A 13,934-nucleotide genomic window follows, 5' to 3' on the forward strand; every position below is an offset into this window, starting at 1 on the left:
CCGTTCCCCCTTCTCCTAAGTGCTTATCTTTTGAATGCTTGTATAGCTTTCCACCCCTGCCAATTTATCTGCCGCTTGAATACCAGCAAGAATAGCTTCCTCCATCACCTTAGTCGCTAAATGTCCCAAATAATCTAGCGCAAATGTCTGCTCTCCTGTACCTAGCACAAAAATAGTGTCGCCATCAAGCATCGTATGGACAGGATAAATCGTTCGGGCGAGTGCATTTTGTGTAAGCTGGGCAATCTTTTTTGCTTCTGCCTTTGTTAATTTTGCATTCAACGCTATTACGCCAATGGTTGTATTTGTGCCAGCAAGTGCCTCTGATTGTGCATGCTGTTCGAGATAGGCACAGCAATCCAGCCACTGTCCTGTTTGAGGATTTCTCGCTCCCGCCAAAATTTGCCGTGTATGAGGATGTTTGACATCTCCCACTGCATTAACAGCCACAATAGCCCCAGCAATAAGCCCATCCTTACCCGCAAATGATGCACTGCCAAGTCCACCCTTCATGGCAAAGTCTGGTCCTGCTAATTTACCTACCGTTGCCCCATAGCCCGCGCCAATATTGCCATTTTGAAATGAACCTACTTGCGCAGCTTGAGCCGCTTCATAGCCCATTTGTGCTGTAGGTCGAGCTTGAGGATCACCGATAAATAAATCAAAGAGGACGGCACTTGGTACAATTGGAATTTTGGCAACACCTGCATCAACCCCAATTCCTTGCTCCTCTAAAAATCGCATGACTCCTGTGGCAGCATCTAACCCAAAGGCACTGCCCCCTGACAGACAAATACCATGCACACGATCAATTTCATTAATAGGATCTAAAGCATCCGTTTCACGAGTACCTGGTGCAGACCCTCTAACATCTACCCCACACACTGCCCCGCCTTCCATTAATAGTGCCGTACAGCCTGTAATCCCCTCTTCGTTTTCACGATGCCCTACCTTGATCCCTGGAACATCGGTAATATTACCAAACATACCAACACCTCAATTCTAAATAATTTAAATATTCAGATTATTCATCATATAAAAAGCAAGCGACGCGCTGATTTGCATTGTTCTCCTGAAGCTTAGGCCTCTCGTGCTGGCATCTTTCCATAACATATGGACAACGTGTATGAAACACACAGCCAACAGGTGGATTGATTGGACTAGGTAGTTCACCTTGTAAAAGTATTTCTTGTTTTGGCTCATCAAAATGGACGACTGGAATGGCAGATAGCAATGCTTGTGTATAAGGATGCAATGGATGAGCGTATAGCTCCTTCTTCGTCCCAATTTCCACAACCCGCCCTAAGTACAACACCGCCACACGGTCACTTATATGCTTCACAACACTTAAATCGTGGGAAATAAATAAATAAGTTAACTGAAATTCATCCTGTAAATCCATCATTAAGTTTAGGACTTGTGATTGCACAGACACATCTAATGCCGATACTGGCTCATCCGCAATAATGAATTCAGGGCGAATCGCAAGAGCCCTTGCAATCCCAATCCTCTGCCGCTGACCTCCTGAAAATTCATGTGGAAATTTATGCATCGCATCTTCAGGAAGTCCAACCTTTTGTAACAATTCTTTCACGCGCTCTTTGCGCTGTTCCTTCGTCAACGTTAATTGTAATTTCATTGGTTCCTCAATAATTGCTCCAATGCGCATTCTAGGATTTAGAGAGGCAAAGGGATCTTGAAAAATCATTTGCATTTGATTGCGATAAGATTGAAGCTTATTCCCTTTTAAATGCTGGATTGGTTGTCCCTTATACAATACTTCCCCAGCTGTTGGTTCAACGAGCTTTAAAATCGTTCGTCCAAATGTAGATTTTCCTGATCCAGATTCGCCTACAATACCTAGCGTCTCTCCTCGGTAGATTTCAATGGAAATATCATCGACCGCTTTGACCATTTTTTTCTCTTCTTTCATAGACTTGCGCTTCACAGGAAAGTAAGCTTTTAAATGATTAATTTCCAGTAAAACTTCTTTCTCCGTCATGTGCCAGCTCCTCCTTCTCTGTGAATAAATGACAGCGCACTTTATGTGTCTCTTGAATATGGTGTATGGTCGGACTATCCTGATGGCATTGCGCCATGGCATGCGAGCAGCGCGGTGCAAACCGACAACCTTCTGGTAAGGCATATGCTGGGGGCACAGTGCCCGGGATCGATGGCAGCCTTGTGACCTCCGTTTCAAGACTCGGCATTGTTTTTAACAGTGCTATCGTATAAGGGTGCTGGGGATTTAAAAAAAGCTCTCTTACGGGAGCTTCCTCCACTATTTGCCCTGCATACATGACCATGACACGGTCCGCTGTTTCTGCAACAACACTCATATCATGAGTAATAAATAAAATGGCTGATTGATGCTCCTCCTTCATTTTCATCATCAGCTTTAAAATTTGTGCCTGTACGGTTACATCCAATGCTGTAGTCGGTTCATCCGCAATTAATAGCTGAGGATTATTAGACATGGCAATGGCGATCATGACGCGTTGCCGCATCCCCCCCGATAATTGGTGTGGATATTCAGCGATTACCTTCTCCGCATTAGCAATCCCCACTTCCTGTAATAATTGTAGTGCTTTTTGCCAAGCATCTTTTTTTGAAACCTTTTGATGTCTTCGAATGCCCTCTACCATTTGATTACCGATAGTAAATACTGGGTCTAGGGAGGTCATGGGCTCTTGAAAAATCATACTAATTTCATTGCCACGAATATGGCTCATCTCTTTATTTTTATAGGCTAATAAATTTTTGCTGTTTAAGTGGATGCTTCCTGCTGTAATTTCCCCAGGAGGGATTGGCAGTAAACGCATAATAGCTAACGATGTAATACTTTTGCCACTGCCTGATTCTCCCACCAATGCAACCGTTTCTCCTTTATGAATGGTAAAGTTCACATCATCTACCACCTTGGCCTCTTTGCCATTCTTCAAATGGAATCGAATGGATAATTGATTGACCTCTAAGAGCACTTCTTTAACTTTTGCATGTTCCATAGGCGTCCCTCCCTGTTAGCGTTGAATAGGTGGTGCATAGCGTATGGCAATATTTTTCATTTGCGTATAGTTCCGCAGAGCAACAAAGCCCTTCTCTCGACCAATGCCACTTTTTTTATAGCCTCCGAACGGCATTTGTATACCACCAGCTGCCCCATAATTATTGATAAATACTTGTCCTGCCTGCACACGACTTGCCACATAATGAGCTGTATCAATATTCTGTGACCACACACCCGCAACTAAGCCATATTCTGTGCTATTGGCTAGAGTAATGGCTTCCTCCACGCTAGCAAATGTTAAAACCGTCAACACAGGCCCAAAAATTTCTTCCTGTGCTAAAGGATCATTCGGCTGTACTCCATCTAGTATAGTTGGCTGCACATAGAAGCCATTTTCATACCCTTTAATCGTCAATGGCTCCCCGCCAGTGATGACATAGCCGTCTTTTTTAGCTTGCTGTAATAATGTAGTGATTTTTGTATACTGACGTTCATTTAATAATGGCCCCATATCCATGTCCGCCTCACCAGGCCCCACCTGTATCGCTTGAAATTTTTGCACTAATTGTGGGAGAAATGTATCTTTTATACTTTCTTCAATGAGTAGTCGAGCCCCAGCAGAGCATGTTTGCCCTGCATTTTGAATAATAGCCCTTACAACGCCCTCTAATGCTTGCTCCATATTGGCATCCGCAAACACAATATTGGGTGATTTTCCGCCAAGCTCTAATGTTACAGGGACCACATTTTCTGCTGCCGCTCTCATCACTGCAATTCCAGTAGGAACAGAGCCCGTAAAGGTTATATGATTAATATCAGGATGTGAGGTTAAATATGGACCCACATCACGTCCCAGGCCCGTAATATGTTGAAAGATTCCTGTAGGCAGTTTCTCTGCAAGCCATTCCGTAATGGCATGTGTAGTAAGTGGTGTATCTTCTGCACTTTTCACGATAACTGCATTGCCTGTAGCAATCGCCGCAGCGACACTTCGTGCTGTAATTTGAACCGGATAGTTCCATGGCACGATATGTACCGTAATACCAACGGGTTCCAGTACTACTGCATTCAATAGTCCATCCTCAATTGGAATCGTATCCCCCATCACTTTATCAGCCGCTCCACCGTAAAATTCAAAATAACGAGCCGCCGCTTCAATATCTGCCCTTGCTTGTGTTAAAGGTTTTCCTACGTCCCGGCATTCTAGTAAACTCCATTCTTCGGCATGCTGACGAATATAATGAGCGAAGTCAATTAATAACTGACCTCGTTCAAAAGCCTTCCATTGTCGCCATTCATCACTTTCAAAGGCTCTACGTGCTGATCGCACCGCTTCTTCTACATGCGCTTGACTTGCATTACTAATTTGCGCAATGATTTCTCCGGTTGAAGGATTCTCAACATCTAGCAATACTTCTGCATCCCCATAAATCCATTCCCCATTAATCAACATAGGAATATTTTTCATCGTACCCCTCCTATAATCCACGACCACCATCTACATGTAAGGTCGTCCCAGTGACCATGCTAGCTGCATCAGACAATAAATAACTGACAGCTCCTGCTATATCAGAAGGCTTCACCAATCGCCCTAGTGGGACAGATTGCACAAACACACTTTGCTTGGTTTGCTCGACATCTGCCCCTTGTGCAGCAAATTGCCCAAGCATTTGTGTATCAGCAGGTCCAGGATGAATCGTATTAACACGAATTTGGTCTGGTGCTAGCTCAATCGCTAGCCCTCTCGTAAAGCTTTCCGCTGCACCTTTTGACGCAATATAGGCCTGTAAGCCAGGTCTTGGACGTACTGCTGAAATTGAAGCAATCGTCACAATAGAACCCTTTTGCTGTTTTTTCATAAAGGGGACAACTGCTTTTGCTGTTATAAATAAGCTTTTTACATTGACATCCATTAAGCGATTCCAATCATCCATTGTTACTTGCTCAATGGGCGTAGCAGCTTGTGCAATCCCTAGTGCATTGACAAGTCCATCCATTCTCCCATACTTATTAAAAATTTCCTGGAAGATGGCATTCACTCGCTCCTCCTGCAATACATTAACTTCAAAGCATTGCAGGGAGTCATGGGTTAAATTTGACAGCGCCGTTATGGATAAATCAAGTCCTATGACCAGATTACCCTGCTTAAGCTGCTCTTCAATAATGGCTTGTCCCATTCCGCCACCTGCTCCTGTCACAACAATCACCTTTGGCTCAGTTGCCATACTATACACCTCCCGCTGTTACAGACATATGACTGATTTCCTGACAAATCGCATCGCCCATTTGTGCCGTCGTTGCTTGTCCACCAATATCAGCCGTTTTTACGACGCCTTCTTCCAGTACTTTACTAATAGCTTGGACAATCAAATGTTCTAAATCCTTTCTTCCCTGATGTCCAAGAAGTAAGGCAAGCGACCATATTTGAGCTATTGGATTGGCAATACCCTTGCCGGCTATATCTGGCGCGGAACCATGCACAGGCTCAAACATAGACGGAAATTTCTTCTCTGGATTTAAGTTTGCAGACGGCGACAGCCCAAGCCCCCCAACAATGGCAGAGCCTAAATCAGATAAAATATCGCCAAATAAATTGGAAGCCACAACAACTTCAAATTCCTGTGGTCGTTCGACAAAATAAGCGACTAATGCATCGATATAAATGGATTCAAGCTGTAATTCTGGTGCAATTTGTGTCACTGTTTTTCTTGTATGCTCATCCCAAAATTTCATGGAATGTATGATTGCATTAGATTTTGTCGCACTTGTCAGCTTGGTTTTCCCTTGCTGCTGAGCATATTCACAGGCTGCACGAACAATTTTTTCAATTCCAATACGCGTCATAATTGTATTTTGAATCGTCATTTCTTGTGGCTGCTGTAGATACAGTCGACCACCACTATCCGAATATTCGCCCTCAGCATTTTCGCGGAAAATGACAAAGTCAATCTCGTTCTCGCCAGCTAGAGGTGAGGATATCCCAGGCAAAGATTTAATGGGACGGAAATTCACATACTGTTGGAAATTTTTACGAATCGGCATAATGAGCTCCCATACCGTGACATAATCTGGTACGCGAGCATCACCAATTGCTCCAAATAATATCGCATCATATTTTTGTAGTGTATCAAGTGCATCCTCTGGCATCATACAGCCGTGCGCTAAATAGTATTCAGAGCTCCACGGAAAAACCGTCGTTGTCATTTGTAAGGATGAATCCCGTTCTTGCACACATTTTATAACCTTTAATGCTTCCTGCATGACTTCCTTTCCAATGCCATCGCCTGGTATAACTGCAATTTTTATCGTTGTCATTGGACATCACCAGCCAAAAATTTTAATGCCGCTAAACGATAAATGGCAGTTGTTTCTGCCAATTCTTCAATATCTACATATTCATTGATTTGATGAGGAATTTCACGATCTCCTGCACCAACCGTCACTATTGGAATCCCATGGACATGAAGAAACGTACCATCTGTAGCACCAGGAACACCATTATATTTTGGCTCCTTCTCTGTCACCTCTGCTACTGCCTCGTAAATGGCCTGTACAACAGCATCTTCCTTAGCAGTTGCTGTAGCAGGTCGATTATCAAGAATCGTTAGTTCCACGTTAAAATCCGGATCATCTGCCTGTAATCGTTTAATAATGGATTCGATTCTTCCTAGTAGTTCATCATGGTCTTGGGCAGGAACCGTACGAATATCAAGTGTCGTCATGCAGTGATCAGGAATGACATTGATTTGTGCATCTCCTTTAACAGGCGCACGTAAAATCGTTGGTGTTATAGATGGCCAATTCAGCATTGGGTCACGTCCTAACCGAGCCTGCTCCTCTTTTTCTAGTTTCTCCAGCTCTACAATCAATCGTGCCATACGCCAGTTCGGATTAATGCCACTCCACGAGATTGCTCCATGTGCCATCTTACCGAAAATATCAACCTGTAAACGAATCGCCCCACGCTGTGCAATGCATACATTGTTTTCCTGTGGCTCACAAATAATAGCCCCATCTACTCCGTCTGCCCAGCCGTTTTCAATAAAATGTTTAATGCCCAGCATGAGCCCCTCTTCATCACAAGGAATACATAAAATAATCTTGCCTGTAAACTCTTCCTGATCTAGTAGTAGTGATTGACAGGCAGTAATCATACATGCGAGATTCCCCTTCGTATCATTTGTTCCTCTGCCGTACATACGCCCCTCAACAATCTCTGCTCCAAACGGATCATATGCCCATGCATCTCGATTTCCTTCCGTTACAACATCTGTATGACCCTCGAAAAGTAATGTTTTCCCAGGCTTGCCCGAATCAATAATACCAATAACATTCGGCCGGCCAGGCACAACCTCCTCTACATGCGTCTCAATGCCAATATCCCTTAAATATGCCGCAACTACGTGTGCCACCTCCTCTTCATTACCCTTTGGATCATTCTCGCGGTAAACGCTTTCAATTCGTACTAGCTTTTGTGTTAACGCGATGACCGCCTGCCGATCTCGCACATACGATTTGGTTGTTTTTAAACTAGTTACTGTCATGCAAAGGACCTCCTATTTTATAGAATATTCTGAATTTATATTATTTTAACATTGACCCTTCTCTATGAAACTAGACAATATGTTAATAATTCATAGCATGACCTTAACTTTTTGTTTAGCAATAAATCGCTAAAAAACAACATTTTTTTCTACTTAATGTTATTTTTTATAATTTAAAAAGTAAACACCTTTGAAAATCAAGGATATTGAGCAACTTCATTTCTTTGGCATAAAGCTCTCACACCAAAATAAAAAAACCAGCAATTGCTGGTTTTTTTCTTCCATAATTATTGTTGGCGGGATTCGGTCATTTGCTTCCAAACCGAGCCTTTTGCTTCTTCACCTTGCTCGATACGGGCAATGGCCATTTTCACTTGTAGCTTTACTTCGAATTCTTTATCATCTTCAGCCGCTTTTAATACGGGTAATGATTGTTCTGTACCCACCTCATATAAATACATCGCTGCACGCCAACGTACCAATTTGTTCTTATCTTGTAGGGCTTGCTGCATAGCTCCTTCAAATTCTACAAAGCCAAGGTCGCTCATACAGTCACCTGCTGTACGTCGCACGGCGGCACTTTTATCTTGAAGGGCTCTCTCTAAATATGGAACTACCGTAACATCTTCGACCATCCCTAAATATACAGTTGCTAGACGACGAATAGACATTTGCTCATCCTGTAAAGCTAAATCTAACAATGGTAAATCATCCAGCTCCGGATCAGCCATTTGGTCTAACAACTGGAAGCGTTTCTCCCATTCTGGTTGTTGGAACTGTTCCACTGTTATTTTCAGCTTATTGGATGGAACGATTGCTTTTTCATCATCATTATTAATCGCAGCTACAATTTCTGCTAATCGTTCTGCAGAATATGTGACATCAATTTCCCTTTTGACCGCTTCTGCGATTTCTTCTAGTTCACCATACCGCACACCATAATCAATCCATTTACGCTGGAAAATATAGTTTTCATCTACTGCTGATTCAATAATTTGGTTAAAAGCCTCGACAAAACGATCACCACAGCTCATACGATGTTCACGTTGGTTATCAAACACTTTTACTTGTAGGGGTACTTGCTTATAGAACTGTACATGGACATAAACTTCCCCGTAAAACTCGTTAGCTACCATTGGTTCATCTTGCGTTTCAACGTCTTCACCTAATACTTGACGGATACTTGCTAAAATACCCTCCCAAGCATATTTTGCATTACGCTCCACCGCAAAGAAATCAGCTACATGATAAACGCCCTTTATCCCCTCAATAGCTAAAATAGCTGCTGCTTCGCCAGTCGCTTCATCTTTATTATCCTTTGTAAAATTATAGCTTTTCCCGAACGGTAGCTCTGTATCAACAACAATCTTCATAGAATTTGGACTTGGTGTCGGTTCAATTGTAATAATCTTCATGTCTATCGCTCCTTATCCGTTAGCAATTTCATCTAAATATGACCATCTTTCAATCAGATGCTCATACTGTGCATTTAGCTCATCAAGCTTAGCTGTTAATTCCTGTAGTTTTGTAAAATCTGAACCAGCATTAGCGATTCCCTCTTCGGTCTCCATAATAGCTGCTTCTGCTTTCTCAATATCATCTGCAATCGTTTCCCATTCTTTTTGCTCTTTAAATGATAGCTTTTTCTTGTCTGATTTTGGTTTTTCAGACTTCGGCTTTTCAGCTTTCGGAGCATCAACTTTAGCAGTTGCAGTATGCTCACGCTTCTCCAAATACTCACTATAAAGATCCAGTGTTTCCTCAACCTGCCCTTTTCCATCTAAGATCCATAGCTTTTTCGCAATACGGTCTAGGAAAAAACGGTCATGGGAAATCGTGATGACTACGCCAGGGAAATGCTCAATGAAATCCTCAAGCACACCTAATGTTTCAATATCTAAATCATTGGTTGGCTCGTCCAATAATAAAACATTAGGCTGCTCCATTAATAAACGTAATAAATGAAGGCGCTTGCGCTCACCACCTGATAATTTACCAATTGGTGTACCGTGTGCATGTAGTGGGAATAAAAATCGCTCTAGCATTTGAGCCGCGGAATAGCGTACACCCTCTGCATCTGTAATATCATTCGAAGCCTCACGTATATATTCAATCATACGCTCATTTTCATTCATTTTCGGTAAAGTTTGCTTGAAATGGGCGAGCTTCACTGTTGATCCAACAAGAATTTCACCTTGGTCTGGTGTAAGCTCTCCTGCTAGCATCTTTAATAAGGTAGATTTCCCTACGCCATTCGCACCAATTATGCCAATACGGTCACCTTGCTGGAGTAAAAATGAAAAGTTATCCAGAATCTTTTGCTGTCCAAATGCTTTCGAAATATTTTCAGCCTCGAGTACTTTGCGCCCAAGACGGGTTGTAGCGAGTCCCATTTCCAATGAAACATCCTCTGATTTACGCTCTAAATTCTCCTCCAACTTTTCAAAGCGTTGGATACGCGCTTTTTGTTTAGTAGAGCGCGCCTTTGCACCGCGACGAATCCATTTCAACTCTGAACGATAACGGTTGCGATCCTTCTGAGCAGATGCCGCCTTCATTTCCTCACGGATGGCACGGGCCTCTAAAAAATCACCATAATTTCCGGTGTGTCTATACAGAGTTTGATCGGCTAGCTCGTAAATATGTGTTGATAATTCATCTAAGAAATAACGATCATGGGTAATAAAAATAACTGCACCCTTTAAGCGTAGCACCATCTCTTGAAGCCACTCCGTTGCCTCCACATCTAAATGGTTGGTCGGCTCATCTAATAAGTAGAGATCTGCTGGTTCAATTAATACTTTAGCCAATGCCACTCGTTTTTGCTGTCCGCCAGAAAGCGTTAGTACTTCTTTATCAAATGTTTCAATGCCTAGCTTTGTTAAGGCTGTTTTCGCAAGCGCATTGACATCCCATGCCTGCTCTTCATCCATACGCTGTTGCAAACCAAATAAAGTCTTTTGTAAACTTTCAGATGTTGGATTTACTGCCAGTGCAGCCACCGTTTCCTCATACTGACGATTCAGTTGTAAAACCGGTGAATCGCCAGCAAAGACTGCTTGCAAAACTGTTTCTCCTGATTGAAATGACGGTTCCTGTGGTAAATAGGCGATACGGTATTTGTTGGGGCGATCCATAGTGAGAGTATCCGCTTCGATATCCTCTGCTAAAATCGACAGCAGGGTCGATTTACCTGTACCATTAATACCGATTAAGCCAGCTCGCTCACCCTCATAAATGGTAAATTCAATATTTTCAAAAAGCGTTTTATCGCCCACAGTTTTTGTTAAATTTTGTACGATTAAATGACTCATTCCACTATTCCATCTCTTTCATGTTAGGTATTGTTCATGCCCACACTACTTTTATGTAGACGATTATTGATATCCAATATTCATCATAACATCAATTGACAGGTAAACAAAGAACAACAAACTATCAACAATTTGTCCTAATGATGTTCCCATTCTCCTGTAAACACACGGAAATTTGATGATCTTTTGTTCTAGACCTGCTCGTTCAGCAGCTTTCCCCTTTTGATGAATTTGTTGTACAAAAGCGGTAGTATATTAGTATAAATTACCATTTGAGAAGTCTAAAACAGTAGTGTAACATACTATTCCAAGTTAATATAAAGGAGTAACATGATGAAAATTTCCAAGTTTATTGTTATGATTCCTAATTATAGAAGAGAGTTCGGACGATTCATTACGATTTACTGACTATGAAATCGCCCAATATGCAAGTATTGCAGATTTCATCGAAAAAACTTTCCATCACAATAAAATGGTTATGTCAACCACCCCACTATCAGCAACTAAATGGAATTTGCTGTCGTAATTAATTTATTTCTATATATCGAAACTTTGTATTCATTAAAGAAAAAAATATGAACAAACGCAGTGGATTGAAGGGGAAACTATTTTTTAATTTTTATAGGGCTGAACATTCTCTTCCTATTTTTAATACTACGAAAGAAATACCGGAACATCACATAAAAGCACCTCCCTTCCATTGAGGGCGGTGCTTTATGCTATTGACCTATTTCATGTTGCAATTGCTGTAAAAAGCTTTCCATAAATTGATGACGTTCAAGTGCCATTTGCTTGCCCTTTTCCGTTACCATTAAATCCTTTAGCAGCAATAGCTTTTCGTAAAAGTGAGTGACAGATGACGTATTTTTTTGACGATATTCGGATTCTGACATATGTGTGCGTGCTTCTTCATCCTTATCATAAAGCTTGCGGTCTTTCGCACCACCATAGGCAAATGTTCGTGCGATGCCAATTGCCCCAATCGCATCTAAACGGTCTGCATCGCGAACGATTTTTGCTTCCAAAGATGTAGCCACTAGCTCATTTCCACCATTAAACGATACTTGTGCAATACAATCTCGAATATGTTGCTTTTTTTCTTCGCTAACAGGGAGCTCTGCAATGAGCTGTTCCTCCTGTTCCTTACTATCGGTATACTTTTTGTCGCTCACATCATGTAACAGCACCGCAATTTTAACAACCTCGGCATCGGCTGCTGGTTCTGTATGTAAGATCGCTAGCGCATTTTGATAGACACGCTCAATATGCTGAAAATCATGGCTGGCGTCAAACTGTTCATAAATTTCTCGTACTTTACTCATTAAATGATCCATAGTTCAAACTCATTCCCTTCCTACACGATTATACTGTATTTATAGCACTCACGAAAAATAAAAAATCAATAGCTTTTTAATTGACTAATTTTTCAGAATATTATAAGATAAACGTGCAGAACAAACAATTTGTTCTGTACCTCATATTTTTCAGCTTTGTACAAACAGCTATGTGTTTGACAGTATGAATATCAACTTCAGCGGGCTTACAATTGAATAGTATGTTTGCAAGATGACATAAGTAAAGAAAACCAATCATCAAACAAATAAAAGTGAACACTTTCCCTTAGAAATTCTTTGTTTAACCCGCATAGCACTATGTACAGCCGAAAATTGTGAACAACAAGTTAGTTGTTTTTACGACCAAAAGGTTATCATTAAATGGACGCCATGTGTAATTGTTTTTCGTTATTGGTTGTTACCTTCTTCAAGTTGTATGAACGTAGCTCCTCCCTTTAATGAAAATCGTACACGATGATGACTGCCAGTTTATGAAACCACATACATGAGTCGTACAAACACAATGAAGATTCTGTAAACCAAAATTGTAAGAAGCTATAAAGGAAGTAGGAACGATTGTGATAACATGTAATACCTTCCCGCTGAAGGACAAATAAAAGCTGCCCATCTTACAGTCATGTAGATGATGGCAGCTTTTATTATTTATTTTACTATTTAAAAGTAACTCTTACATCACACCCTTGATGACCTCATCAATTTCTTTTAACAGCTCTTGATTTTCCATCGTTGAACTTAATTTTAAATGAGATTGATCCACATGGATGACCGCTACTTGCATTCCTTCTTTTATACTCGCACTTGGAACTGGCAACATCTTTTCCGTATCGAATGTCATCATAAGATCTGGAAATTTTGATTGTAACTGCCCTTCTTTCGATAACGTCATATATTCATTCCAGAAAGTCAAATGGTAATCCCCAACGGATAATTTCCCTATATCAAAGCCATTTTCCTTCGTTAATACATAATTTTTTACCTCGCCCGAAACAATATGCTCCCCATTCAATAGTTGTAAAATATTGGACATTTTTTCATCAAAGGTTTGTCCCTTGAGGAAATGATAGCCAAGCTCAATAGCCATTGTAATAGCATTCGGTGCACCATGTTTCTGTAAATACTCTATGGTCACGGGATTCCTCGTTACGCCTACTAATCCTCCAGCTAAAATAGACGCTTGTCGGGCTGTTTTAGCCGTATTTTGTAGATGCCCCTCCACAAACCCTTGAACCGCAAAATCATCTTTGCCACCTGCGTAAAATTGTACAGATTGATAGTCTTGTTGTTCATGGAGATTTAGAGATCCCATAATACCTGTTGGATGTGCCCGCCCATTACATGGAGCATCCACGACGGGCACATGTAATAACACAGACTGCAACCAACCATTAATCGTTGTGATGGCACCATTTTCATTTGTGATGATGCCTTTTAGACGGTGATTGGTATGTGCATTCATCTGGCGATAACTCCAGCAAAGCTGTTCGTTCGAAATATATTGTTCGGCTGCTGAAGGTGCGCCTACCATTGCCACACACGCTACTAAATCCCCATCATCTAATTCTGTTATATCGATTATTTGAGGTTCTCCGGCTGCAAAGATTTCCTTCACCAGTTTAAGTCCTTCCTCTAAGAGGCCACCTCCGCCTCCGCCAAGGATTGCTCCTCCATACACAGCAGCAATCCCATCCTCATACGTTAATACTTTTGTCATCGA

Annotated in this window: 11 protein-coding genes; all 11 read right to left on the reverse strand. The window is 41.5% G+C overall.

Annotation, left to right across the window (positions count from 1 at the left end; translation table 11 throughout):
- Nucleotides 1–15: 15 nt before the first annotated feature.
- Nucleotides 16–987 carry a P1 family peptidase gene (locus ACOZBY_RS13770; protein WP_012293873.1) on the reverse strand — a complete coding sequence of 324 codons (972 nt, stop codon included), beginning with the start codon at nucleotides 985–987 and terminating at the stop codon, nucleotides 16–18.
- Between the two features lie 37 nt (nucleotides 988–1,024).
- Complete coding sequence (locus ACOZBY_RS13775; protein ID WP_099805978.1) at nucleotides 1,025–2,002, reverse strand: ABC transporter ATP-binding protein; 978 nt, start codon at nucleotides 2,000–2,002, stop codon at nucleotides 1,025–1,027.
- Nucleotides 1,971–3,005, reverse strand: a complete 1,035-nt coding sequence (locus tag ACOZBY_RS13780; protein WP_012293871.1) for an ABC transporter ATP-binding protein — start codon at nucleotides 3,003–3,005, stop codon at nucleotides 1,971–1,973. Before ACOZBY_RS13780 ends, ACOZBY_RS13775 begins: the two co-directional genes overlap by 32 nt.
- 15 nt (nucleotides 3,006–3,020) lie before the next feature.
- Nucleotides 3,021–4,475, reverse strand: a complete 1,455-nt coding sequence (locus ACOZBY_RS13785) for an aldehyde dehydrogenase family protein (RefSeq protein ID WP_012293870.1) — start codon at nucleotides 4,473–4,475, stop codon at nucleotides 3,021–3,023.
- 10 nt (nucleotides 4,476–4,485) lie between these two features.
- Entirely contained in the window at nucleotides 4,486–5,232 is a 747-nt protein-coding gene (locus tag ACOZBY_RS13790) for an SDR family NAD(P)-dependent oxidoreductase (protein WP_197224944.1), read from the reverse strand.
- Between the two features lies 1 nt (nucleotide 5,233).
- Complete coding sequence (locus ACOZBY_RS13795; RefSeq protein ID WP_422762483.1) at nucleotides 5,234–6,322, reverse strand: tartrate dehydrogenase; 1,089 nt, start codon at nucleotides 6,320–6,322, stop codon at nucleotides 5,234–5,236.
- Entirely contained in the window at nucleotides 6,319–7,551 is a 1,233-nt protein-coding gene (locus ACOZBY_RS13800; protein WP_197224943.1) for a M20 family metallopeptidase, read from the reverse strand. Before ACOZBY_RS13800 ends, ACOZBY_RS13795 begins: the two co-directional genes overlap by 4 nt.
- 287 nt (nucleotides 7,552–7,838) lie before the next feature.
- Nucleotides 7,839–8,966, reverse strand: coding sequence for a conserved virulence factor C family protein (locus tag ACOZBY_RS13805; protein ID WP_012293866.1), 1,128 nt, complete (start codon nucleotides 8,964–8,966; stop codon nucleotides 7,839–7,841).
- Between the two features lie 12 nt (nucleotides 8,967–8,978).
- Nucleotides 8,979–10,865, reverse strand: a complete 1,887-nt coding sequence (locus tag ACOZBY_RS13810; RefSeq protein WP_012293865.1) for an ABC-F family ATP-binding cassette domain-containing protein — start codon at nucleotides 10,863–10,865, stop codon at nucleotides 8,979–8,981.
- Nucleotides 10,866–11,584: 719 nt separating this feature from the next.
- Nucleotides 11,585–12,199 (reverse strand): HD domain-containing protein, encoded by a 615-nt coding sequence (locus tag ACOZBY_RS13815; RefSeq protein ID WP_031419547.1) that lies wholly within the window; start codon nucleotides 12,197–12,199, stop codon nucleotides 11,585–11,587.
- Between the two features lie 688 nt (nucleotides 12,200–12,887).
- Nucleotides 12,888–13,931, reverse strand: a complete 1,044-nt coding sequence (locus ACOZBY_RS13820) for a DUF917 family protein (protein ID WP_422762484.1) — start codon at nucleotides 13,929–13,931, stop codon at nucleotides 12,888–12,890.
- Nucleotides 13,932–13,934 lie beyond the last annotated feature (3 nt).

It is taken from the genome of Lysinibacillus sp. NPDC056220 (assembly GCF_049315265.1).
Lineage (GTDB): Bacteria > Bacillota > Bacilli > Bacillales_A > Planococcaceae > Lysinibacillus > Lysinibacillus pinottii.